Source organism: Actinocatenispora thailandica (genome assembly GCF_016865425.1).
In the GTDB taxonomy this organism is placed as follows: Bacteria; Actinomycetota; Actinomycetes; order Mycobacteriales; family Micromonosporaceae; genus Actinocatenispora; species Actinocatenispora thailandica.
The window spans coordinates 2618617-2640824 of record NZ_AP023355.1 but is presented as its reverse complement, the minus strand read 5'-3'; the positions used below and the strand labels follow the sequence as shown (position 1 = coordinate 2640824).

The 22208-nt window shown below is 73.2% G+C and carries 24 protein-coding genes; 5 read left to right on the top strand and 19 right to left on the bottom strand.

Features of this window, described 5'->3' with window-relative positions; translation table 11 throughout:
* Window positions 1-49: 49 nt before the first annotated feature.
* From Athai_RS11780 to Athai_RS11770, 3 genes are all read right to left on the bottom strand, one after another.
* Window positions 50-685: a DUF2752 domain-containing protein gene (locus tag Athai_RS11780; protein WP_203961541.1), complete on the bottom strand. Its 636-nt coding sequence runs from the start codon at window positions 683-685 to the stop codon at window positions 50-52.
* A 64-nt stretch (window positions 686-749) separates the two neighbouring features.
* The gene (locus tag Athai_RS11775) at window positions 750-1973 is read right to left on the bottom strand and encodes a winged helix-turn-helix domain-containing protein (protein WP_203965555.1); all 1224 of its coding nucleotides are present in this window, start codon (window positions 1971-1973) and stop codon (window positions 750-752) included.
* Window positions 1974-2030: 57 nt separating this feature from the next.
* Window positions 2031-2399, bottom strand: a complete 369-nt coding sequence (locus Athai_RS11770) for a hypothetical protein (RefSeq protein WP_203961540.1) — start codon at window positions 2397-2399, stop codon at window positions 2031-2033.
* Between the two features lie 180 nt (window positions 2400-2579).
* On the opposite strand from Athai_RS11770, the gene Athai_RS11765 reads away from it, so the two are divergent.
* On the top strand, window positions 2580-3191 hold the full coding sequence (locus Athai_RS11765) for a GNAT family N-acetyltransferase (protein ID WP_203961539.1): 612 nt from the start codon (window positions 2580-2582) through the stop codon (window positions 3189-3191).
* Between the two features lie 36 nt (window positions 3192-3227).
* Here Athai_RS11765 and dapB read toward each other — a convergent pair whose 3' ends face one another.
* From dapB to truB, 6 genes are all read right to left on the bottom strand, one after another.
* Complete coding sequence (dapB, locus tag Athai_RS11760) at window positions 3228-3995, bottom strand: 4-hydroxy-tetrahydrodipicolinate reductase (RefSeq protein WP_203961538.1); 768 nt, start codon at window positions 3993-3995, stop codon at window positions 3228-3230.
* A 29-nt stretch (window positions 3996-4024) separates the two neighbouring features.
* Complete coding sequence (locus tag Athai_RS11755; protein WP_203965553.1) at window positions 4025-5395, bottom strand: M16 family metallopeptidase; 1371 nt, start codon at window positions 5393-5395, stop codon at window positions 4025-4027.
* 62 nt (window positions 5396-5457) lie between these two features.
* Window positions 5458-7803: a polyribonucleotide nucleotidyltransferase gene (locus Athai_RS11750; protein WP_203961537.1), complete on the bottom strand. Its 2346-nt coding sequence runs from the start codon at window positions 7801-7803 to the stop codon at window positions 5458-5460.
* Window positions 7804-8119: 316 nt separating this feature from the next.
* Window positions 8120-8389 (bottom strand): 30S ribosomal protein S15, encoded by a 270-nt coding sequence (gene rpsO, locus Athai_RS11745; protein ID WP_203961536.1) that lies wholly within the window; start codon window positions 8387-8389, stop codon window positions 8120-8122.
* 181 nt (window positions 8390-8570) lie between these two features.
* Window positions 8571-9515: a bifunctional riboflavin kinase/FAD synthetase gene (locus Athai_RS11740; protein WP_203961535.1), complete on the bottom strand. Its 945-nt coding sequence runs from the start codon at window positions 9513-9515 to the stop codon at window positions 8571-8573.
* A 107-nt stretch (window positions 9516-9622) separates the two neighbouring features.
* Complete coding sequence (gene truB / locus Athai_RS11735) at window positions 9623-10474, bottom strand: tRNA pseudouridine(55) synthase TruB (RefSeq protein ID WP_239157383.1); 852 nt, start codon at window positions 10472-10474, stop codon at window positions 9623-9625.
* Window positions 10475-10829: 355 nt separating this feature from the next.
* Here truB and Athai_RS34765 point away from each other — a divergent pair, with 355 nt between their 5' ends.
* Entirely contained in the window at window positions 10830-10958 is a 129-nt protein-coding gene (locus Athai_RS34765; RefSeq protein WP_275422422.1) for a hypothetical protein, read from the top strand.
* 75 nt (window positions 10959-11033) lie between these two features.
* On the opposite strand, the gene Athai_RS11730 is transcribed toward Athai_RS34765, so the two are convergent.
* On the bottom strand, window positions 11034-12407 hold the full coding sequence (locus Athai_RS11730; protein WP_203961534.1) for an MFS transporter: 1374 nt from the start codon (window positions 12405-12407) through the stop codon (window positions 11034-11036).
* 190 nt (window positions 12408-12597) lie between these two features.
* Window positions 12598-13356 (bottom strand): GH25 family lysozyme, encoded by a 759-nt coding sequence (locus Athai_RS11725; RefSeq protein ID WP_239156881.1) that lies wholly within the window; start codon window positions 13354-13356, stop codon window positions 12598-12600.
* A gap of 222 nt (window positions 13357-13578) precedes the next feature.
* Here Athai_RS11725 and Athai_RS11720 point away from each other — a divergent pair, with 222 nt between their 5' ends.
* Window positions 13579-14496, top strand: coding sequence for a hypothetical protein (locus Athai_RS11720; protein WP_203961533.1), 918 nt, complete (start codon window positions 13579-13581; stop codon window positions 14494-14496).
* Between the two features lie 94 nt (window positions 14497-14590).
* Here the strand turns inward: Athai_RS11720 and Athai_RS11715 are convergent, their stop codons facing one another.
* The 7 genes from Athai_RS11715 to rbfA form a co-directional block, all read right to left on the bottom strand.
* Window positions 14591-15916, bottom strand: coding sequence for an MATE family efflux transporter (locus tag Athai_RS11715; RefSeq protein WP_203961532.1), 1326 nt, complete (start codon window positions 15914-15916; stop codon window positions 14591-14593).
* A 49-nt stretch (window positions 15917-15965) separates the two neighbouring features.
* Window positions 15966-16745 (bottom strand): MBL fold metallo-hydrolase, encoded by a 780-nt coding sequence (locus tag Athai_RS11710; RefSeq protein ID WP_239156880.1) that lies wholly within the window; start codon window positions 16743-16745, stop codon window positions 15966-15968.
* A gap of 10 nt (window positions 16746-16755) precedes the next feature.
* Window positions 16756-16887: a hypothetical protein gene (locus Athai_RS34760; RefSeq protein WP_275422421.1), complete on the bottom strand. Its 132-nt coding sequence runs from the start codon at window positions 16885-16887 to the stop codon at window positions 16756-16758.
* A 450-nt stretch (window positions 16888-17337) separates the two neighbouring features.
* Complete coding sequence (locus tag Athai_RS11705) at window positions 17338-17556, bottom strand: DUF6186 family protein (protein ID WP_203961531.1); 219 nt, start codon at window positions 17554-17556, stop codon at window positions 17338-17340.
* A 156-nt stretch (window positions 17557-17712) separates the two neighbouring features.
* Entirely contained in the window at window positions 17713-18120 is a 408-nt protein-coding gene (locus Athai_RS11700) for a hypothetical protein (protein WP_203961530.1), read from the bottom strand.
* Window positions 18121-18228: 108 nt separating this feature from the next.
* Window positions 18229-19239 carry a DHH family phosphoesterase gene (locus Athai_RS11695; RefSeq protein WP_203961529.1) on the bottom strand — a complete coding sequence of 337 codons (1011 nt, stop codon included), beginning with the start codon at window positions 19237-19239 and terminating at the stop codon, window positions 18229-18231.
* Window positions 19236-19775: a 30S ribosome-binding factor RbfA gene (gene rbfA, locus Athai_RS11690; protein WP_203961528.1), complete on the bottom strand. Its 540-nt coding sequence runs from the start codon at window positions 19773-19775 to the stop codon at window positions 19236-19238. The genes Athai_RS11695 and rbfA overlap by 4 nt, the downstream gene beginning before the upstream one ends.
* Before the next feature lie 133 nt (window positions 19776-19908).
* Between rbfA and Athai_RS11685 the strand changes: the two genes are divergently transcribed.
* Window positions 19909-20478 carry a winged helix-turn-helix domain-containing protein gene (locus tag Athai_RS11685; RefSeq protein ID WP_203961527.1) on the top strand — a complete coding sequence of 190 codons (570 nt, stop codon included), beginning with the start codon at window positions 19909-19911 and terminating at the stop codon, window positions 20476-20478.
* The gene (locus Athai_RS11680; protein WP_203961526.1) at window positions 20475-21758 is read left to right on the top strand and encodes an MFS transporter; all 1284 of its coding nucleotides are present in this window, start codon (window positions 20475-20477) and stop codon (window positions 21756-21758) included. The genes Athai_RS11685 and Athai_RS11680 overlap by 4 nt, the downstream gene beginning before the upstream one ends.
* Window positions 21759-21819: 61 nt before the next feature.
* On the opposite strand, the gene Athai_RS11675 is transcribed toward Athai_RS11680, so the two are convergent.
* Complete coding sequence (locus Athai_RS11675) at window positions 21820-22113, bottom strand: DUF503 domain-containing protein (RefSeq protein ID WP_203961525.1); 294 nt, start codon at window positions 22111-22113, stop codon at window positions 21820-21822.
* Window positions 22114-22208: the final 95 nt, after the last annotated feature.

Here is a 22208-nt window from a genome sequence, read left to right as displayed (position 1 = left end):
GAGCCCGGCGGCGTCCTGGACGAGAGGGTGTCGGCGGCGGCCGGCACCCTCACACGTACAGGTAGGTGAACGGCGCCCAGGGCAGGTTGCGCAGAACGAAGAACGCCAACCAGGCGCCGGCGAACAGGGCGAGCGCCAGCGACGGGATCCGGGGCATCGGCAGGGTGATGCCGAAGACGCGGCGCAGTGCCCAGGCGACGTACGCGTACGCCACGAAGGGCGCGGCGAACACGGCGAGCACGTGGTTGCGGGCCGCCTCCGGCAGATTTCCGTGCAGCAGGTACCAGAAGGCGCGGGTGCCGCCGCAGCCCGGACAGTCAAGGCCGGTCAACGCCTTGAACGCGCAGCCCCCGGTCGGGCCGGCCGCACCGGTCGTCGGGTTGAAGTGTTCGACGTAGACCACGGCCATGCCGAAGCAGGCGAGCACCGACAACGGTGCCAGCCAGGTCTGCCGAACGAACAGGAACGCGAAGAACCGACCGATCGGGTTCCGCGGTGCGGGTGGCAGCGTGGGCTGCTCGGCGCCGGCCGGCACCGGGTAGCCGTAACCGGATGCCGGAGCCGGGTAGCCGTAACCGGCCGGCGGGACCTGCCCGCCGTCGCCGGCCACGCCCCCCACGCCGGCGGCCGGCGTCGCACCGGGCACCCCTGGTTGCGCGCTGACCGTGTCGCTCACCGACGCCATGGCCTCCCCTTCGCCAAACCACCTCACCGTACCGGACCGGTGCCCGCGGCACCGACCACGGCGGTCACCGCGCCAGAGCGGCGGCAAGCGGGCCGGCAAGATCACCCTGCTCCGGCCTGGCGATGTCGGTCAGGCCGAGCCAGCCCGCCATCGTGCGCAGCTCCGCGGCCAGCTCGACCGCGACCCGGTCGATGCCGCCCGGCGGGCCCGGCTCGGCCCACGCCGCCGGCACCCGAAGCAGCCCGGCGGACCGGTCGGCCTTCAGGTCGACCCGGGCCACCAGCGCGTCGTCGAGCAGGAACGGCAGCACGTAGTAGCCGTGCACCCGGCGGTGCGCCGGCACGTAGATCTCGATCCGGTAGCTGAACCCGAACAGCCGCTCGGCGCGCGAGCGCAACCAGATCAACGGATCGAACGGGCTGATCAGGGTCCGCGCGGTGATCCGCCGCGGCCGGCGGGCGGCCGGATCGAGATAGGCCGGCGCCGGCCAGCCGTCCACCTCGACCTCGATCAGCTCGCCGGCCGCCACCAGCGCGGCCACCGCCGGCCGGCTGGCCGCGGCCGGCAGCCGGAAGTAGTCGCGCAGGTCGGGCTCGGTGGCCACGCCGAGTGCGGTGGCGGCGGTGCGAACCAGTTGCCGGTACGCCTGAGCGGGCGGTGGTGTCGGCGCGGCCAGCACGTCGGCCGGCAGCACCCGCTCGGGCAGGTCGTACAGCCGCTCGAAGGTGGGCAGCCGGGCCGCCGAGGTGACCTCGCCGCAGTAGAACAGCCACTCCAGGCTGGTCTTCACCGCCGACCAGTTCCAGCCCCAGTCGCTGCGGTCGCGGGCCGTGTCGTCCTGGATCTCGCGGGCGGTCAGCGGCCCGCGCCGGGCCACCTCGTCGCGAACCCGGGCGACCAGGTCGGGACGCTCCGCGGCGAGCCGGCGCACCCCGCTCCAGGCGTGCTGCTCGGCCTCCGCCATCCGCCACCGCAGGGCCGGCTGCAGCCGGACCGGCACCAGCGACGCCTCGTGCCCCCAGTATTCGAACAGCTCGCGGGGCGCGGCGTGCGCGGCACGGTCCAGCAGCCGGGTCGGATAGGGCCCCAGGCGCGAGTAGGCCGGCAGGTAGTGCGCGCGCTGCAGCACGTTCACCGAGTCCAGCTGGATCACACCGACCCGGCGCAACACCCGCCGCAGGTGCCGGACGTCGGGCACCCCGGTGGGGCGCGGGTCGGCGAAGCCCTGCGCGGCCAGCGCGATGCGGCGGGCCACCGCGGCCGACAGATGCGGAACGCGTGGGTTGATCACCTGCGGCAGGCTACCGGCGGGGTCCGACAACCGGCCGGGCCGGCACCGGCGCGGTCAGGAAGCGAGGGCCGTCGGGGCGAACCGGGCACCGAGGGCGATCAGCGCCATGCCGGCCAGGAACACCAGCCCGGACAGCACCCAGCGGCGCGCCGTGGCCAGCGCGGTCGCCGACACCTGCGGCCGCTCCGCCGACTCGACCTGCGCCCGGATCGCGAACACGACACCACCGACACCGAGCACCTCGCCCAGCACGAACACCGCGATCACCCCGCGGGCGCCCAGCACGGACAGGCCCAGGGAGCGCAGCCACAGCAACCCCACCGCCAGTACCGCCACCGCGATCGCCAGCGCCAGCCAGAGCGCCCGCTCGCCCGGCCCGGACGGCCCACCGCCGGGACCGAAGCCGTTCTCCCGGTGCGCCACCCGGCCCTCCCCTCGACGCCGGTCGCGGCCGATCCGCCGACGCCGACCTGCCCCGGACACCGTGTTGCCGGGCCGGCCCCAGCGTACGGCCGGTGCACCGGCCGGGGCCGCCGGACGCGCCAACCCGCCCCGCGGTCCCCCGGGCTCCGGCCCGGCGGGCGAGGTCCTAGGGTTGACGGCATGGCGCTGGGTTACGTTCGTACCGCCCGCGCGGCCGAGGCCGCCGAGATCGCCCGTCTCCAGCTGGCCACCTGGCGCGCCGCCTACACCCGGATCGTCCCGGCCCGGATCCTGGACGGGCTCGACGAGGACGCGCTCGCCGCCCGCTGGCACGCCGCGATCACCGACCCGCCGTCGGCCCGGCACCGGGTGCTCGTCGCGATCGAGCAGGGCGGAGAGGCGAACCTGGTCGGGTTCGCCGCGATCGGCCCGGCCGACGAGACGGTCACCGCGCCGGACGAGCCGGCCGACGCGCTGCCGGCCGGGACGGCGGCCGTCACCGACCTGCTGGTCGAACCGCGGTGGGGCCGGCGCGGGCACGGCAGCCGGCTGCTCGCCGCGGCGGTCGACCTGTGGCGCGGCGACGGTGCCGACCGCGCGGTCGCCTGGCTGTTCGACCGGGACACCGCGAGCCGGGCGCTGCTCGGCTCCGCCGGCTGGCAGGACGACGGCGCGGTCCGGGCCCTGGACATGGACGGCACGCTGGTCCGGCAGCGCCGGCTGCACGTCTCCCTGGCAGCCGACGCCGACACCGAGACCGACGCCGAGAGCTCGCCCGCGCGGTCCGACTGACCGGCCGGGGCCCCCGCCGTCGGGAGTCTGGTCGGTTCAGACGTCCAGCAGTGTGCCGAGACCGACGGTCAGCCCCGGCCGGGACAGCACCGCCCGCACCGCCATCAGCACACCGGGCATGAACGACGTCCGGTCGTACGAGTCGTGCCGCAGCGTGAGCGTCTCCCCCGCCGCGCCGAACAGCACCTCCTGATGTGCCACCAGCCCGGCCGACCGCACCGAATGCACGTGCACCCCGGACACCTCCGCGCCCCGGGCACCCGGCAGGGCCGTCGCGGTCGCGTCCGGCGCCGGGCCGAGACCGGCGCGCTCCCGGGCTGCGCCGATCAGCTCGGCGGTACGCACCGCGGTCCCGCTCGGCGCGTCCAGCTTGTTCGGGTGGTGCAGCTCGACCACCTCGGCGGAGGCGAAGAACCGGGCGGCGCGCTCGGCGAACTCCATCATCAGCACGGCACCGATGGCGAAGTTGGGTGCGACGAACACCCCGACCTCCGGCCGGGCGGCGAGCCACTGCCGAACCCGGTCGAGCCGGTCGGCGTCCAGCCCGGAGGTACCGACGACGGCATGGATGCCCTGGTCGATGCACCAGCGCACGTTGTCCAGCACCGCCTGCGGGCTGGTGAAGTCGACGACCACCCGGGCGCCCGCGTCCGTCACGGCACCCCGCTCGTCGCCGGAACGGGCCGTCGCCACCAGCTCCATGTCACCGGCCGCCCGCACCGCGCGGCACACCTCGCTGCCCATCCGGCCGGCGGCACCAAGCACCCCGACCGGGATCGGCCCGCCGCTGCCCGTCTCACTCATCGCGCCCCTCCCTCGTTGCCCGCCGGCCGTCAGCGCCAGCCGAGCGGAGTGTCGAAGTCGTGCCCGGCGAACGGGCCGACCACCGCGAGCGACATCGGCCGGGCCATCAGGTCGGCCGCGACCGCGGCCACCTCCTCGGTGCTGACCTGGTCGATCCGGGCGAGCAATTCGTCGACGCTGAGCAGGTCGCCGTAGAGCAGCTCGCCCTTGCCGAGCCGGGTCATCCGGGATCCGGTGTCCTCCAGGCCGAGCACCAGCGAACCCTTCACCATGCCCTTGCCGCGGGCCACTTCCTCGGCGGTCAACCCGTCGGCGGCGGCCCGGGACAGCTCCGCGGAAACCAGCGACAGCACCTCGTCGGCCTTGCCGGGCGCGCAGCCCGCGTACACCCCGAACAGTCCGGTGTCGGCGAAGTGACTGCCGAACGAGTAGACCGAGTAGGCCAGCCCGCGCTTCTCCCGGACCTCCTGGAACAGTCGGCTGGACATGCCGCCGCCGAGCGACGCGTTCAGCACGCCGAGCGCGAACCGCCGCTGGTCGGCACGCGAGTACGCCGGGCAGCCGAGGACCAGGTGTGCCTGTTCGGTGTCCCGCGCGTCCACCACGGTACGGGGCCGCCCGAGCTGCCGGTTCGCGCCGGCGCGGTGCGCGGCGACCTCGTGCCCGCTGCCGATCAGCGGCCCGAACGCCGCCCGTACCGAGCGGAGCACGGCCCGGTGCTCCAGGTTGCCGGCCACCGCGACGACGATCCGGTCAGCGGTGTAGCGCCGGTGGTAGAAGTCGAGGATCTGGCGGCGCGACATGGCCGACACCGACTCGGTGGTGCCGGAGACCAGCCGGCCCAGCGGCCGGTCGCCGAACACCGCTTCGGCGAACCGGTCGTGCACCACGTCGCCCGGCTCGTCGTCGGTCATGGCGATCTCCTCCAGGATCACGCCACGCTCGGTCTCCACGTCGGCGGCGGCCAGCACCGACGAGGTGATCAGGTCGCCGAGCACGTCGAGCGCGAGCGGCAGGTCGTCGTCGAGCACCCGCGCGTAGTAGCAGGTGTACTCCTTGGTGGTGAACGCGTTCGTCTCGCCGCCGACCGCCTCGATCTCGGCCGAGATGTCCAGCGCGGAGCGCCGTTTCGTGCCCTTGAACAGCAGGTGCTCGAGGAAGTGCGAGGCGCCGGCCTGGCGCGGCGACTCGTCCCGGGAGCCGACCCCGACCCAGACGCCGACCGCGGCGCTGCGCATCGCCGGCACCGCCTCGGTGATCACCCGCAGCCCGCCGGGCAGTACGGTGCGGCGTACGGCGCCGCTCAGCGGGTCGGCGACCAGGGTCCGGGTCTTGGCTCGTTCGCTCACGCGTTCCTCACGTTCCTGGGCCGGCCTCGTCGCCGACCGGTACGTCCAGATGCGCCGAGGCGTCGGGTCCGGTAGCCCGGATCCCGACGCCTCGCCACGTTTGCCGACCGAGATCAGTGGTGCCGGCTGCGCCGCCGACGACGCTCGCCACCGTCGCGGTGCTCGCCGCCGTCGCTGTGCTCGGCGCCGCTCTCGGCGTCCTCCGCCTTCGCCGGGGCCGCCTCGCCGGCGGGCTCCGCCGCCTGCTCGGCCTGCTCCTCCTCCGGCTTGACCAGGTCGAGGTAGACCTTGCCGCGGTTGTCGACGTCGACGATCTCGACCTCGACCTTGTCCCCGACGTTCAGGTAGTCCTCGACCCGCTCGACGCGCTTGTTGCCGCCCAGCTTGGAGATGTGCAACAGCCCGTCCCGGCCGGGCACCAGCGAGATGAACGCGCCGAACGCCGCGGTCTTCACGACGGTACCGAGGTACCGGTCGCCCTTCTTCGGCAGCGTCGGGTTGGCGATCGCGTTGACCCGCTCCACCGCGGCCTGCGCCGACGGACCGTCGGACGCCCCGATGTAGATCGTGCCGTCGTCCTCGATGGACAGCTCGGCGCCGGTCTCGTCCTGGATCGCGTTGATGGTCTGGCCCTTCGGCCCGATCACCATGCCGATCTTGTCGACCGGGACCTTCACCGTGGTCACCCGCGGCGCGTAGTCGCTCATCTCGGCCGGCTGCGCGATCGCCGCGCCCATGACCTCCAGGATCGTCGCGCGGGCCTCGCGGGCCTGCTGCAACGCCTGCGCCAGCACCTCGGACGGGATGCCGTCCAGTTTGGTGTCCAACTGCAGGGCGGTGACGAACTCGCTGGTACCGGCAACCTTGAAGTCCATGTCGCCGAACGCGTCCTCGGCGCCGAGGATGTCGGTGATGGCCAGGTATTCGGTCTTGCCGTCGACCGTGTCGGACACCAGGCCCATCGCGATCCCGGCGACCGGCGCGGCGATCGGCACGCCGGCCGACATCAGGCTCATCGTCGAGGCGCAGACCGAACCCATCGAGGTCGACCCGTTGGACCCGAGCGCCTCGGAGACCTGCCGGATCGCGTACGGGAAGTCCTCCCGCTTGGGCAGCACCGGCACCAGCGCCCGCTCGGCGAGCCGGCCGTGGCCGATCTCGCGCCGCTTCGGGGAGCCGACCCGGCCGGTCTCACCGGTCGAGTACGGCGGGAAGTTGTAGTTGTGCATGTACCGCTTGGACTTCTCCGGCGCGAGGGTGTCCAGGCTCTGCTCCATGCGCAGCATGTTCAGCGTGGTGACACCCATGATCTGGGTCTCGCCGCGCTCGAACAGCGCCGAACCGTGCACCCGCGGCAGGATGTGCGTCTCGGCGCTCAGCGGCCGGATGTCGCGCGGGCCGCGGCCGTCGATGCGGACCTGGTCACGCAGGATGCGCTGCCGGACGAGCTTCTTGGTGACCGCCTTGACCGCGGCACCGATCTCCTTCTCGCGCCCCTCGAAGTTGGCGCCGACCCGCTCGTAGGCGAGCTCCTTGACCCGGTCCAGCTCGCTCTCGCGCTCCTGCTTGGCACCGATCTTCAGCGCCTCGGCCAGCTCACCGGAGATCGCCTGCTCGACCGCGTCGTACGCGTCCGGCTCGTAGTCCAGGAAGACCGGGAACTCGACGGTCGCCTTGCCGGCGGCGTCGGCCAGCCGCTGCTGCGCCCGGCACAGCTCGGCCAGGTGCGGCTTCGCCGCCTCCAGCCCCTGCGCGACGATCTCCTCGGTCGGCGCGACCGCGCCACCGCGAACCAGGTCGACGGTGGCCGGGGTGCCCTCGGCCTCGACCATCATCACGGCGACGTCACCGTCGTCGAGCAGCCGGCCGGCGATGACCATGTCGAAGGTGGCGCGCTCGCGCTCCTCCTGGGTCGGGAACGCCACCCACTGGCCATCGACGTGCACCACGCGGGTGGCGCCGATCGGGCCGGAGAACGGCAGCCCGGACAGCTGGGTGGAGGCCGATGCGGCGTTGATCGCGACCACGTCGTACGCGTGCTGCGGGTCCAGCGCCAGCACCGTCTCGACGACCTGGACCTCGTTGCGCAGGCCCTTGACGAAGCTGGGACGCAGCGGGCGGTCGATCAGCCGGCAGGTGAGGATCGCGTCCTCGCTGGGCCGGCCCTCGCGGCGGAAGAACGAGCCGGGGATCCGGCCCACCGCGTACATCTTCTCCTCGACGTCCACGGTCAGCGGGAAGAAGTCGAACTGCTCCTTGGGGTGCTTGCCGGCGGTGGTCGCCGACAGCACCACGGTGTCGCCCAGCTGGGCGAGCACCGAGCCGGCGGCCTGCTGCGCGAGCCGCCCGGTGGAGAACGTGATGGTACGGGTGCCGAAGTCGCCGTTGTCGATCACGGCCTGGGACGAGTGGGTGCCCAGGTTGACGACCTCGGGTTCGTACCCGGTGGTTTCGGTCATGGTGCGGATGCTCCTTGCATGTCGGGCTTCCCGACAGGCCGGCCTGCCACCAGACGACGTGCGGAGCCACTGCGCGTCCGGTCTTCGATCGAAGCACCCGGTCGTCGCCGTATCGGAATCGGCGACGCGCCGAGGGCCACTACCGAGGACCGGTGCGAAGCTCCCCGCCGGTCACGGTCGGCGGATGCCTGCCGGGGATGCGGCGGCACTCTGCCGACCGCATCGGATCCTGTGTGCCAGCCCCGCAGGCAGCGGCGGCGGCACGCAGGACCGGGCGGGGACGTCACCTGCACCGGTGCTGTCCCCGCCCGTCACGTCAACGCCGCAGGCCGAGCCGCTCGATGAGCGCCCGGTAACGGTTGATGTCCTTGCGGGTCAGGTACTTCAGCAGCTTGCGGCGACGGCCGACCAGCTGCAGCAGACCACGCCGGCTGTGGTGGTCGTGCTTGTGGCTCTTGAGGTGTTCGGTCAGATCCTGGATCCGCCGGGTCAGCAGCGCCACCTGCACCTCGGGCGAGCCGGTGTCGCCCTCCTCGGTGGCGTAGTCCTTGATGATCTGCTGACGGGTCTCGACGTCGAGCGCCATGTTCTCCCTTGTCGTTGTCGCCTTCTGTGTCCGGCCGGGGCGAACTGTCGTCCGCGCCGCGAAACCGGCCCGCACCCACGGCGCCGTGCAGGCATGCGGGTCACCACCGCTGACACGGTGTGCAATCCAACCGTACCAGTCAGGCGACCCGCGCCCGCCGCAGCCCCACCCGGCGCCAGGCTCAGACCGACCGGGGCAGGCCGAGCACCCGGCGACACTCCCGCACGTCCGACTCGATCTGCGCCACCAGCAGCTCGACCTGGTCGAACCGGCGCATCGGGCGCAACCGGGCGATGAAGTCCAGCTCCACCCGGTCGCCGTACAGATCGCCGTCGAAGTCCAGCACGTACGCCTCGACCCGGCGGTCCTTGCCGGAGAACTGCGGGTTGGTACCGATGCTGATCGCGGCCGGCAGCCGATCGGCCGCACCGTCGCGCATCAACCAGCCCGCGTACACCCCGTCCGCCGGCACCGCTGCCTTCGCCGGGGTGAACAGGTTCGCGGTGGGGAACCCGAGCAGCCGGCCGCGCCGGTCGCCACGTACCACCACGCCGGCGAGCCGGTGCGGCCGGCCGAGCGCGGCCGCGGCGGCGCCGACGTCGCCGGCGTCGATGCAGGACCGGATGTAGGTCGAGGAGAAGACCGTGTCGTCCTCGGCGACCAACGGCGCGCCCTCCACGGTGAAGCCGAACTTGCGGCCCAGCTCACCCAGCAGCGCGACCGTCCCGGCCGCCTTGTGCCCGAACCGGAAGTTCTCCCCCACCACCACGGCCTGCGCGTGCAGGTGCTCGACCAGCACGTCGTGTACGAACGTCTCCGGTGCCAGCTTGCTGAACTCGACGGTGAACGGCAGCAGGCAGAACACGTCCGCGCCGAGCCGCTCGACCAGCTGCGCCTTGCGCTCCGGGTCGGTCAGGACGGCGGGATGGCTGCCCGGCCGAACCACCTCCGACGGGTGCGGGTCGAAGCTGATCACCACGCTGGCCACGCCGAGCTTCTCGGCCAACGCCACGGTGTGCTCGATGATCGCCTGATGACCCCGGTGTACCCCGTCGAACACCCCGATCGTGACCACCGAGCGACCCCAGCCGTTCGGTGCCGCGTCCACCCCTCGCCAACGCTGCACGCCGCCCTCCCCCTTCGTCCTCGGTCGGCATTACCGACCGGTATTCACCGTACTCAACGGCGGGCCGCCCGCATCGGGTGCGGCCGGCGTGGGCCGGACCACCGGGCTCAGCGCGCGCCCTCGGCGGCGGCCAGCACGATCTGCGGCCGGGCCCGGCCGTCCCGGTCGGCCACCACGGCCAGCAGCGCACCGTCCGGCCCGTACACCGCGTACGGGCCGGTGCGCCCCTCGGCCGGCAGCGACCCGCCGTGGCCCAGCACCCGCGCCGCCTCGGCGTCGACGGTACGACCGGGCAGGATGCGCCCCGCGGCGTCGGCGAGCGACAGCGGTACCGGGTCGGCGCCGTCGAGGAGCGCGGCCAGCGGCACCGCCTCGGCCAGGGTGAAGTCGGCGACCCGGGTACGGCGCAGCGCGGTGAGGTGACCACCGACCCCCAGGCCGGCGCCGAGATCGCGGGCGATGGCCCGGACGTAGGTACCCGACGAGCAGGCGACCCGCACGTCGACGTCGAGCAGCCCGCCCGGCTCCCGGCGCAGCGCGTCGACCTCCAGCCGGTGGACGGTGACCGGGCGGGGCGGCAGGGACACCTCGTCGCCGGCACGGACCCGCTTGTACGCCCGCTGGCCGTTGATCTTGATCGCGCTCACCGCGCTGGGTACCTGCTGGATCGCGCCGGTCTGGGCGGCGAGCCCGGCTCGTACCTGCGCCTCGGTGACCGCGCTGGCGTCGGCGCCGCCGGTCGGTTCGCCCTCGGCGTCGTCGGTGACGGTGCTCGCACCGAGCCGGATCGTCGCGTGGTACTCCTTGTCCGCGCCGGTCAGGTAGGTCAGCAGCCGGGTGGCCCGGCCGATGGCGAGCACCAGTACCCCGGTGGCCATCGGATCCAGCGTTCCGGCGTGCCCGACCCGCCGGGTCCCCGCCAGCCGGCGCAGCCGCGCCACCACGTCGTGCGAGGTCATCCCCGCCGGCTTGTCCACCACCACGAACCCGGCCCTGTCCACGACCAGGCAGCTTAGAGGCCCGCGCAGGCAGGGCCATCGGCGCCTGCCGGTGCCGACCGGCCCGGAGGTCCGTGCCCGGCTGGGGCGGCCCGGTCCGACCGGGTCGGTGGGCTGTCTCGCCCCGGCCGGCACGGGGGCCTCGGCGGGGTCCGGCAGGGCTGTTTCGACGGTGCGGCACATCACCCGTCGGACCGGCCCGCACGACGGAATATTCGCTGCTTTCCGGGCGATACTCCAAGTGAGGCCGTTGGCCTCGCGACAGCCGAGAGCCCCGTCCAGGAAGGGGCCGGCCCGAGCATCCGAGGAGGAAGCCATGGTGTTGACAGCATTGCTGGTGGAAGCCGTAGCAGCGGTGTTGGTGGCGGGTGCGTTGGCGATGTGGTCGCGGCGCCACTTCGCTCCCCGGACCGTCGCCGGCACCCGGCGCGATCACCAGCTCTGAGCGAGCGCCGGCGCCGCGGGCGCCGGTACCCAGCCACCGCGGCGCCCGACCGGTCCGGTCGGGCGCCGCGACGCGTCAGCGGGGCAGCGGTTCGAGCTTCTGCCCGACCCCGCTCTCGTTGATCGCCTCCATCGGGACCCGGGCCGTCTCCGGGATCCGGATGATCGGCACCAGTGCGATCACCGCGGCCACCATCAGGTAGTACGCCGGCCAGTCGTCGTTGCCGGTGGCGTGGATCAGCGCCGTGACGACCACTCCGGTGGTACCGCCGAACAGGGCGGTCGAGACGTTGTAGCCGATGGCGAACGAGCCGTACCGCACCCGGGTCGGGAACATCGCCGGGAACGTCGACCCGATCACCGCGAGCATCAGCAGCAGCAACAACGCCACGATCAGGAAGCCGACGAACAGCAGGACCGTGCTCCCGCTCTGCATCAGCTTCAGGCTCGGCCAGCTCAGCAGGATGAACCCGATCGCCGCGGTCAGCAGCAGCGGCTTGCGGCCGACCCGATCCGACAGCGCACCGAGCGGTCCGATCAGCGCGATCTGGATCGCCTCGACCGCGATGATGATCAGTACCGAAGTGGTGTCGCTGATCTTCAGCGTGTCGGTGAAGTAGCTGGGCATCGTGGTCAGCAGCATGTAGTCGGCGACGTTGAGCAGGATGACGATGCCGACCAGGTTGAGGATCATCCGCCAGTTGCGGGACAGGGTCTCCAGGATCGGTGCCTTCTCCGCCTTCTGTCCGGACTCCTCCAGCCGCTGGAACTCCGGGGTGTCCTCCAGCTTGGTCCGCAGGTACAGGCCGACCAGGCCGAGCGGCAGCGCGACGAAGAACGGGATCCGCCACGCCCAGGACGAGATCTGCGAGTCGGTGAAGCCGAGCGTCACGGCCAGCACCACGATGTTGCCGAGGATGTAGCCGGACAGCGTGCCCGCTTCCAGGAAGCTGCCGAAGAAGCCCCGGCGCCGGGTCGGCGCGTACTCGGCGATGAACGTCGCCGCACCGCCGTACTCACCGCCGGTGGAGAAGCCCTGGATCAGCCGCAGCAGCAGGACCAGGATCGGCGCCGCGATGCCGATGCTGTACGCGCCGGAGTAGGTGGGCAGGCAGCCGACCAGGAACGTACAGCCGGACATCAGCAGGATGGTGATCGACAGCACCCGCTTGCGGCCGAGCTTGTCACCGAGCGGCCCGAAGAAGGCACCGCCGAACGGGCGGACGATGAAACCGACCGCGACCAGCGCGAGCGACTTGAGCACGGCGGTACCCCCGCCACCGCCGGGAAAGAAGACGGTACCGATCGTCGCGGCGATGATCCCCGAGGTGAAGACGCCGTAGTCGTACCACTCGGTGGCGTTGCCCATCGCGGACGCCAGTACCGCCTTGCGGACCGTGCTCGGGTCCACCGGCGGCTTCGTAGCCTGCGCTTCGGCCATGTTCGTCATCGACCTCCTCGTACCCGGTGCCGCCCGCGGGCTGGGTGCCGCACCGGCCGGGTTTCCGCTGCATTCGTCAAGGCAATCAATATCCAGGCGGGATCGGAGGCAAACGCGGGTAATTGCCCGGTTACCGACCGCGGTCAGCTGGTTCCCGGCCCGACTCCCGACCGGATCCGCCCGGGACCGCGCCGCCAGCTCAGGGCGTGTCGTTCGCCAGCGCGAGCAGCCGGTCGGCCGAGCCGTTGAACACGTCGGTGTCGACCGCACCCGAGATGCCCGACACCGAGCCGTTGTCCGCGTACTGCCAGAACGTGTACGTGCCCCAGCCGGCCGGCACGCTCGGGCTGCTGACGCCCCAGTGCGCCACCCACATCGGGTTGGACGAGCCGAACGCGGTACTGCCACCGGTGCAGCTGGACCACCAGGACGCGGTCGTGTACAGCACCGCGTCGCGGCCGGTGTCCGCCTTGTAGGTGGCGGTGAAGTCCCGGATCCAGCTGACCATGGCGGACGCGGACAGCCCGTCGCAGCCGGACACCTCCAGGTCCAGCGCGCCCGGCAGGGTGACGTTGTCGGCCGACCAGGCACCGCCGTGCGCGGCGAAGTAGTTGGCCTGCGCGGCGCCGGAGGAGCTGCCGGGCCGGGCGAAGTGGTACGCGCCGCGGATCACGCCGGCGTCGTACGCGCCGGTGTAGTTCGCCGAGAACGCCGAGTCGACGACCGACGTGCCCTCGGTGGCCTTGACGTAGGCGAACCGGATGCCGGACCCCTTCACCGAGCTCCAGTTGATGCTGCCCTGGTAGTGCGACACGTCGATGCCGGGCAGGCCGGCCGGCGCCGCCTGGACCGGGGCCGCGGCGAGCAGCGCCACGCTCGCGGCGGTGAGCACCCCGGCCAGGGCGACCATCGCCCGGAACCGGCGGGGAGTGCGGCTGACGACGGCAGGAACTTTCATGAGCCCTCCATCTCGGGTAGCTAACTGCCGCCCCATTAGAGCCCACTTCTTCGGCAAAAGCCATATTTGAAGCAAATCCGTTGTAACGGATTCATCGCCCGAAGCGAAGAAACCTGCTCCACCGTTCCGGTCGGCGGAGCTGACCGAACGGACGATCCGGCGCGGTACGCACGGTCGCGACAATCACCTGTCGCCGCCCACCAGAGAACGAAGAGAGCAGCCGTGCCCGAACCCGACCGCTCGGACGACTGGTGGAAGCGCGCGGAGCGCCGCGCGGTACGGACCGACCGGCGTCGCCGGATCGGCCGGGCACTGCTCGCCCCGTTCCGGTTCGTCCTGGCGCCCCGCTCCCCCGCCACCGTCGCCGTCACGGTGCTGCTGGCGGTCGCCGCGGTGCTCGCCGGCGACTACCTCTGGCGCCACCCGGACCAGCTCACCGACCGGTTCGCCGCCGCACACTCGTCCCCACCGGCGCCGGTGACCGACCCGTTCGTGGGCACCCCCGCGTACGACTATCCGTCCGGCGCCGCCGGCATCGCCTTGCCGGCGGCGCACGCCGTCGGCGGGTACTCGGCGGCGACGGTACGCACGGCACTGACCGCGGTGCGCACGGTCCTGGTCCGGGGCCACCTGGAGCGCCGGATGCTGGTCGACCACGACGAGTCCGCCCTGCTCGCCGCCCTGGCTCGCGACTCACGGCACCGTGGCCACGAACTGGTGCACGACGGTGTGTTCGGGCTCAGGGTCGCCGACGACGCCGAACTGACCGGGCAACGGCCGCGCGTCAAGGGCTCGTTGACGGTGTCCGTCACGCACCAGCAGGGCACCGGGTACCTCACGGTCACCAGCAACGTCGTCTGGGCGTACGCCTTCCGGCATGCGAGCGATCCGGTGGTGGTGCACGACAAGCTGGTCTTCTGGTACGTCACCGGCGACCACCTCGCGGCGGACAGCCGCGGCGTGTGGGTTCGCGACGTTCACTCGTACCTGTACGCGATGGACTGTGCCGCATCCGACCACGGACTGCTCAAACCCGCGCCGGACATCGATCCGTCCGCCAAGCCGGGTCGCGGAGCCGACGACGGCACCGCGATGTACGACCCGAAGCACGCTCTGGCCGTGTCGAACGACTGCCGCTGACGGCCGACTGCCGCTGGCGCTGACGGTCCGAGCCAGGCGGCGCCGTCACCCGGCGCCCCGATGACGCCGCTGGCCGGCGCCCGGGGTGGCACCGTCAGCCGGAGCCGGGGACCGCCCAGCCGCCGCGGACGGTACGGCCCACCGCGAGCACCAGCCGCAGCGCGATGAACACGCCGAGACCGGCCCACACGCCGCCCAGCCCCAACCGCAGCGCGTACGCCAGCCAGATCGCCGGCAGGAACCCGGCCAGCGTGGAGATCAACGTCAGGTTGCGCAGGAAGCCCACGTCACCGGCGCCGATCAGCACCCCGTCCAGCGCGAAGACGACGCCGGCCAGCGGCAACAGCCCGACGAACCACGGCCAGGCGAGCATCGCCTGGTGGTGCACCGCCGGGTCGGCACTGAACACGCCGGGCAGGACCGGGGCACCGAGCCCCACCAGCACCGCCAGGCCGGCGCCGCAGACCGCGCCGGCGATGCCGATCCGCCGGGCGGTCAGCCGTGCCTGCAGCGGCCGGCCGGCGCCCAGGTCCGCACCGATCAGCGACTGCGCCGCGACCGCCACCGAGTCCAGCAGCAGCGAGCAGAAGTTCCACAGTTGCAGCGCGATCTGGTGCGCGCCGAGAGCAGCCGCGCCGAACCGGGCGGCGACCGCCGCCGCCGAGGTGAAGCACAGCTGCATGGACAGGGTGCGCAGCACCAGATCGCGGCCGACCGACAGCTGGGCCCGCAGCAGCGCCGGTCGGGGCCGCAGGTCGACGCGCTCGGCCAGCAGCGCGGCCACGAACAGCACGGCCGAAACCGTCTGCGCGGTGACGTTCGCGATCGCGGAACCGACCAGCCCGAGCCCCGCCGGGTAGACCAGCACCGGCCCCAGTACCGCGGAGAGCAGGTTCGCGGCGAGCACGAACACCACCGGCCGGCGGGTCGCCTGGACCCCGCGCATCCACCCGTTGCCGGCCAGCGCGAGCAGGATCCCCGGCGCGCCGAACGCGGCGATCCGCAGCCAGCGCTCGGCGCCGGCGGCGATCGCGGCGCCGCCGGTACCGCCGCCGGCGAGCAGGTGACTGACCGGACCGGCCAGCAGTTGGGCGGCCACGATGAACCCGAGCCCACCGGCCAGGGCCAGCCAGCTCGCCTGCACGCCCTCGGCGACCGCGCCGGCCCGATCACCCGCCCCGTACCGCCGGGCGGCCCGGCCGGTGGTGCCGTACGCGAGGAAGTTGCCGAGGATCGCCGCGGCCGACAGGATGTTGCCGCCCAGTGCCAGCCCGGCCAGCGGAACCGCGCCGAGATGGCCGACCACGGCGGTGTCGACGAGGACGTACAGCGGCTCGGCGGCAAGCACCACCAGCGCCGGCAGGGCCAGCGCCGCGATCCGGCGACCGCCCACCAGGTCGGCCCGTACGGTCGATGTCACGCCGCCATCATGACACGGCGAGGTAATCAGCGAAAGCCGAAGTCACTGCTTACACTTCGGGGGCCCGTACCTCGATCGTCTGGTCCTCGTCCGCGACCAGGATCGGCCCGGCGAAGTGCTCGGCGGCCTCCGCTGCGGCCCGGACCCGGTCCGCGCCGGGCCAGAAGTGGGTCAACAGCAGTCGCCGCGCGCCGGCCTGCGTCGCGAACCCGGCCGCCTCCCGGGCGGACAGGTCGTAGCGCGGGTGGGGCATCACCTCGCTGACCGGACGGTCCTGGAAGGTGGCGTCGACCGCGAACAGGTCCGCGGCGGCGCCGAGCCGGGCCACTGCCGGATCCGGCCCGGTGTCACCGGTGTAGGCGAACACGCCGCCCGGGCCGGTCACCCGCACCCCCGCGTTCGGCACGTAGTGCGGCAGCGCGACCAGCTCCACCCGCAGCGGGCCGAGTTCGATGACGCCGCCCGGCCGGTACTCGTGCCAGTCGAACGTCGCGGCCATCAGCTCCGGGCCGTCCGGCCCCTCCAGCGGGGCGAGCAGTTCGGCGAGGCCGGCCGGCGCGTGCACCGGCAGCCGCGGCAGACCGGTGCCGCGGAAGCCGTAGTGCCGGGCACGCAGCAGCGCGTGCACGTCGAGCATGTGGTCGGGATGGGCGTGCGTGAGCACGACCGCGTCGAGCCGGTCGACCGGCAGCGCGGCGAACAGCCGCGGCGCGGTGCCGTACCCGAGATCGACGACGAGGTGCCGACCCGCGTCACTGACCAGGAACCCGGTGCAGGCGCGGCCCGGCTCCGGCCAGGCCGCGCAGCTGCCGAGGACGCGGATCCGCACCGGCCGAACGCTACCAGCGGCTCTCCAGTGAACGCTGCAGCGCGCGCTGCGCCTCCCGGCGCTGCTCGTCGCGCTCCTGCTGGCGGCTGCGCTCCTGCTCGGTCGCGGCCGGCTTGGACGGTGACTGGATGGTGGTCGGCATGGCAGTGTCCCCTCACGCCCCGGCCGCGGCGCGGCCGGCTGTCGGATCGGCTGTGGGGCCCGGCATCGGATGTCGGGCCGTGCTGTCGAGGCCCGACATCGCTGTCGGGTCGCGCCGCCGGACCGTTGCGGGGATCGCCCGCGGGTCGACCGGACGGACACGCCCTGCTCACCGAGCGCGGCGACAGCGTCGCCGCAGCAGCGAGCGAGGCGCTCGGCACGGCTGGAGCCGACGGATCCGCGTCGGCTCCGGGTGAACCGTCGAACGCGCTGCGTTGCCGCGCGTCCCGACCCAAGTTAACGTTCGTTCCAGTGGTTGCGCCCGACTTCCCACCATGCGGACTGTGATCGTGGCGTCATGCACCGCAGCCAACGCCGGCGGGCCCCCGCCGCCCGACCCGCACGCCGCAGGCCACCCGGCGGCCCCGGAGAACCCGGCGAGCAGGAACGGTCAGCGGGCGAAGAAGTGGAACCCGACCCACCACCAGAAACCGAGCAGCGCCACCCGACCGAGCGGCACCCGGCCCACCCGGTACCGCATGACGAAGCCGCACAGCTGCGCGAGCGTCGGCACCCGGGAACCCTCCCGGCGCCCGGCCACCTCCAGCGTCACGATCGACACCAGGGCCAGCCCGTACGCGACGAGCGTCGCGATGCGCGTGACGCTCATCGCCGTTCCTCCTTCGTCGGAACACCGATGAGGCGCCACCACGCGCAGCACCCATGACTCACTCGCTCACGCTCGCTCATCGCCGTTCCTCCTTCGTCGGAACACCGATGAGGCACCACCACGCGCAGCACCCACGACCCACTCGCTCACGCTCGCTCATCGCTTCACCAGCGCCCAGTACCCGGTGATCCAGCCGAGGAACACCGCCGCCCGGGCCCAGTAGTGCTCCAGCACCGGGTCGGCCAGCGCGGACAGCGTCGGGTGCGCCGGCGTCGACCCGAGCGCGAAGCTGACCAGCTCGAACGTGGCGAAGACCAGCACCGGCACCAGCCACCACAGCGCCTGCCGGGCGATGTGCCGGACCGCCCGGTGCCGGGCGAGCCGCCGGGTGACGCCGAGCCAGAAGAACACGCCGCCGAGCCCGATCATCGTGATCGTCGACCGCAGCGAGAACGAGGGGAACGCGCCGACGGCGAGCGAGGCGCCGACGAAGCCGACCGCGCGGGCCGGCGCGTACCAGCGTGGCGCCGCGGACTCGGCGGCGGCCGGAGAATGTTGATCCACGTCTTCCGATTCTCATCTGCCGGCCAGCCGCGGGACAGCCCGTTGCCCGGATCCGTCGCTCACAACGGGCGAAACCGCCGATTGCTCACCGCCCGGACCGACTGCCGGTCAGCGATCGAGCCGACAGCCCGCGAGTTCGGCGGTGACCGAGGCGAGCACCTCGTCGACGCTCCCGTGACCGGTGAACCCGGCCGCGAACCGGTGGCCGCCGCCGCCGAGCGCCGTCGCCGCCCGGCCGACGTCGACCGCGCCCTTGCTGCGCAGCGAGACCACCCACTCGTCGGCCGCGGCCTGCTTCGCCAGGCAGGCCACCTCCGCCTCCGCCGCCGTGCGCAGGTCACCGATCAGCGTCTCCAGCACCTGCGGTGGCTGGCCGTGCCGGGCCAGATCGTCGAGGGTGGCGTGGCTGGCCACCAGGCCGGCACCGGAGGCGGCGGCCCGGTCGAGCGTGGCCCGGCCCAGCACGTCGGCCAGCAGCCGCAGTGCGCCGAACGGACGCGTGTCGTAGAGCTTGCGGCTCAGCTCGGCGTGCGGGATGCCGGTGGCGACCAGCCGGCCGGCCAGCTCGTGCACCGCCTGGGTGGTGGCGGCGAACTTGAACGAGCCGGTGTCGGTGGACAGCGCGACGTAGAGGCATTCCGCGATCGACGCGGTCAGCCGGACACCGAGCCGCCGCAGCAGCTCGTCCACCAGCACCGCGGTGGCGGCGGCGGCCGGGTCCACCAGGTTCAGCTCACCGAAGCCCGGGTTCGAGGCGTGGTGGTCGAACACCAGGCTGTGCGCCGCGCCGTCGAGTCGGTCGGCCAGGTCGCCGAGCCGATCGACGCTGCTCGCGTCGAACGACACCAACAGCTCCGGCGCGGTCGGCGCCTCGCCCGGCGGTACCAGCAGCTCACGCCCGGGCAGTTCGGCCAGCACCCCGGTCAGCTCGTACGGGCTCGGGAAGCTCGCCTGCACCGGCAGGCCGAGCTGGGCGAGTCCGAGGGCGGCGCCGAGCATGCTGCCCAGCGCGTCGCCGTCCGGGTTCAGGTGGCAGGTGAGCAGGATCGAGCCGGCGGACCGGAGCCGGTCCAGTGTAGCCGCCCAGTCGGCCTCCGCGATCGGGCCGGACGCCGTCACGCGGGTCCGCCGGGCCGGGCGTGCGACAGATCACGGTCCGGCCCGCCGGTGGCGGCCTCCTGACGCTCGTCGTCCTCGACGTCCCCGTCCGTCTCGTCCGTTTCATCCTCGTCGTCGCCCTCATCGACCTTGTACGGCTGGGCGTCCCCGGCGTACTGCGCGTCGACCGCCTGGCGCTGCACCTCGGCGTCGGCGGCGCGGGCCGCGGCGAGCAGCTGCTCGATGTGGTCGGCCTGCTCGGGCACCTCGTCGATCACGAAGGTCAGCGTCGGCGCGAACCGCAGCCCGAGCCGCTTCCCGACGATGCTGCGCAGCAGACCGTTCGCGCTGGTCAGGGCGGCGGTGGTGGCCGCCTGCTCGGTCGGATCGCCGAGCACCGTGTAGAACAGCGTGGCGTCGTGCAGGTCGTTGGTGAGCCGGACGTCGGTGATCGTCACCATGCCCAGCCGCGGGTCCTTGACCTGCTTGCGCAACGCGGACGCGACCAGCTCCTTGATCCGTTCGGCGTACCGGCGCACCCGGGCGGGGTCCGACATGATTCCTCCTGCGCTCGTTTCGAACCCTTCGACAGTACTGGGGATACGGCCGGACGACCGCGCCGCCCCGGGCCCGGTTCACGATGCCAAGCTACCTTTCCAAAGCTAGCTTTCGAAAGCTATGGTGGCATGCATGTCTAAGCCCGTCGTGGAACTCACCGATCCCCGCGCGCTGCGCGCGCTCGCCCACCCGCTGCGCCTCGCGCTGCTCGGGCTGCTGCGCCGGGAAGGGCCGCTCACCGCCACCCGCGCCGGCCAGCTGCTCGACGAGTCGTCCGCCAGCTGCTCGTTCCACCTGCGCCAGCTCGCCAAGTACGGGCTGGTCGAGGAGGCCGCCGGCGGCACCGGGCGACAGCGGCCCTGGCAGGCGACCGCCCGCGCGACGAGCTGGCCGAGCCGGCCGGCCAGCATGGAGGTCCGCGCGGCAACCGATGCGCTGTCGGCGGTGATCGCGGAGCGCTACCTGGCGGCCATGCTGGACTGGATCGGCCGGCGCGAGTCGGAGCCCTCCGAGTGGCGCCAGGCCCCGTTCGGCGACCAGGACGTCTACCTGACCGCCGACGAGATGGCCGAGCTGGCCGAGCGGACCGCCGCCCTGTTCGCGCCGTACCTGCCGCGAACCGACGACGAGTCGCTGCGGCCGGCCGGCGCCCGCCGGGTGATGTACCTCGACGTCGCCCTGCCGATCGACCGCCGATCATGACGCGCGCCGGCACGCTGCGGATGCTGCACGCACCGGACTTTCGCCGGCTGTGGGGCAGCCACACCGTCTCGCTGCTCGGCGACCAGATCCGCACCCTCGCGCTGCCGCTCGCCGCGGTGCTCGTGCTGCACGCCGGCCCGGCCCAGATGGGCTTGCTGACCGCCGCGGGCACCCTGCCAGCCCTGCTGTTCTCGCTGCTGGCCGGCGCAGCGAGCGACCGGTACGGGCGGCGCCGCCGCACCATGGTCCTCGCCGACCTGCTGCGCGCGGCACTGCTCGCCACGGTGCCGGTCGCCGCCGTGTCCGGCGCGCTGAGCCTGACCCAGCTGTACCTGGTGGCGTTCGGCACCGGCACCCTGTCGGTGCTGTTCGACGTCGCGGACGCCAGCATGTTCGTCGCGGTCGTGCCGCGCGAGCGGTTCGTCGCGGCGAACTCGCTGATCCACGGCAGCCGGGCCGCGTCGTACCTGGCCGGGCCGAGCCTGGGCGGGCTGCTCGTGCAGGCCGTCGGTGCGCCGTTCGCGCTGCTCGCCGACGCCGTCTCGTTCCTGGCCTCGGCCGCGCTGCTGCGCGGCATCCGGGCACCCGAACCGCCCGTCGAACGCGCCGGCCTGGCCGGGCTGGTCGGCGGGCTGAGCTACCTGCGCCGCTCGGCGACCATCCGCGCGACACTCGCGGGTACCGCGGTGATGAACCTGTTCAACTTCGCCTTCGCCGCGCTGTTCACGCTGTACGCCACCACCCGGTTGGGCATCTCCCCCGGCACGCTCGGGCTGGTGCTCGGCGCCGGCGCGATCGGCAGCCTGCTCGGCGCGTTCCTGACACCGCGGCTCGGCCGGCTGATCGGGATCGGCCCGGCGGCGCTGGTCGGGATGGTGCTGTTCCCCGCCCCGCTGATCCTGGTACCGCTCGCGACCCGGCCCGGCCCGGCCGCGCTGCTGCTGGTGTTCGGCAGCGAGTTCGGGGCCGGCCTGGGCGTGATGATGCTCGACATCGCGTTCGGTTCGATCACCGCCGCGATCGTGCCGGTCCGGCTGCGGGCCCGGGTGTCCGGCGCGTTCCAGTCCGTCAACTACGGGGTCCGGCCGATCGGGTCGTTGCTCGGCGGCGTGCTCGGGGCTGCTCTCGGGCTGCGCCCGGCGCTGTGGATCGCCACCGTGGGCGCGCTGGCCGGCGTGCTGTTCGTGCTGCCCAGCCCGGTCCGCCGGCTGCGCCGGCTCCCCGACGAGCCGGAGGAGCAGCCGACCGGTACCCCGGTCGACGCCGAGGCGCCCGCCTGACCGCCGCGCTGCCCGGCCCGGCCGCCGGCCCTCGGGGCCATCGCCAGGCGTCGGGCCCGGCTCAGTCGTCCGCGCCGTAACGGCGGCGGCGCACCGAGAGCAGCTCGAGTTCCGGGCGACCGGCGACGAGCCGCTCGCAGGCATCGAGCACCTCGGTCAGGTGCCCGCTGTCGCCGGAGACCGCGGCGACGCCGACCTGGCTGCGCCGGTGCAGCTCCTGGTCGCCGACCTCGGCGACGGCCACGTCGAGCTTGCGCAGCGCGGCCACGACGGGACGCACGTACGACCGCTTCGCCTTGAGGGAGTTGCTGTCTTCGGGCAGCAGGACGTCGAACAGCGCGGTACCGGTATACACGTGCTCACGGTAGCGGGCCAGCCGAACCGCGTGCTGCGGCGGTGCCGGGCGCCGGAATGGCGCAGCGGTGCCGGCCGCCGGAGTAGCGCGGCGAT

Coding starts and splice junctions, on each gene's coding strand:
- Athai_RS11780 (WP_203961541.1), bottom strand. CDS start 685: ATGGCGTCGGTGAGCGACACGGTCAGCGCGCAACCAGGGGTGCCCGGT.
- Athai_RS11765 (WP_203961539.1), top strand. CDS start 2,580: ATGGCGCTGGGTTACGTTCGTACCGCCCGCGCGGCCGAGGCCGCCGAG.
- dapB (WP_203961538.1), bottom strand. CDS start 3,995: ATGAGTGAGACGGGCAGCGGCGGGCCGATCCCGGTCGGGGTGCTTGGT.
- Athai_RS11750 (WP_203961537.1), bottom strand. CDS start 7,803: ATGACCGAAACCACCGGGTACGAACCCGAGGTCGTCAACCTGGGCACC.
- rpsO (WP_203961536.1), bottom strand. CDS start 8,389: ATGGCGCTCGACGTCGAGACCCGTCAGCAGATCATCAAGGACTACGCC.
- truB (WP_239157383.1), bottom strand. CDS start 10,474: ATGACCTCGCACGACGTGGTGGCGCGGCTGCGCCGGCTGGCGGGGACC.
- Athai_RS34765 (WP_275422422.1), top strand. CDS start 10,830: ATGGTGTTGACAGCATTGCTGGTGGAAGCCGTAGCAGCGGTGTTGGTG.
- Athai_RS11730 (WP_203961534.1), bottom strand. CDS start 12,407: ATGACGAACATGGCCGAAGCGCAGGCTACGAAGCCGCCGGTGGACCCG.
- Athai_RS11725 (WP_239156881.1), bottom strand. CDS start 13,356: ATGAAAGTTCCTGCCGTCGTCAGCCGCACTCCCCGCCGGTTCCGGGCG.
- Athai_RS34760 (WP_275422421.1), bottom strand. CDS start 16,887: ATGCCGACCACCATCCAGTCACCGTCCAAGCCGGCCGCGACCGAGCAG.
- Athai_RS11705 (WP_203961531.1), bottom strand. CDS start 17,556: ATGAGCGTCACGCGCATCGCGACGCTCGTCGCGTACGGGCTGGCCCTG.
- rbfA (WP_203961528.1), bottom strand. CDS start 19,775: ATGTCGGACCCCGCCCGGGTGCGCCGGTACGCCGAACGGATCAAGGAG.
- Athai_RS11685 (WP_203961527.1), top strand. CDS start 19,909: ATGTCTAAGCCCGTCGTGGAACTCACCGATCCCCGCGCGCTGCGCGCG.
- Athai_RS11680 (WP_203961526.1), top strand. CDS start 20,475: ATGACGCGCGCCGGCACGCTGCGGATGCTGCACGCACCGGACTTTCGC.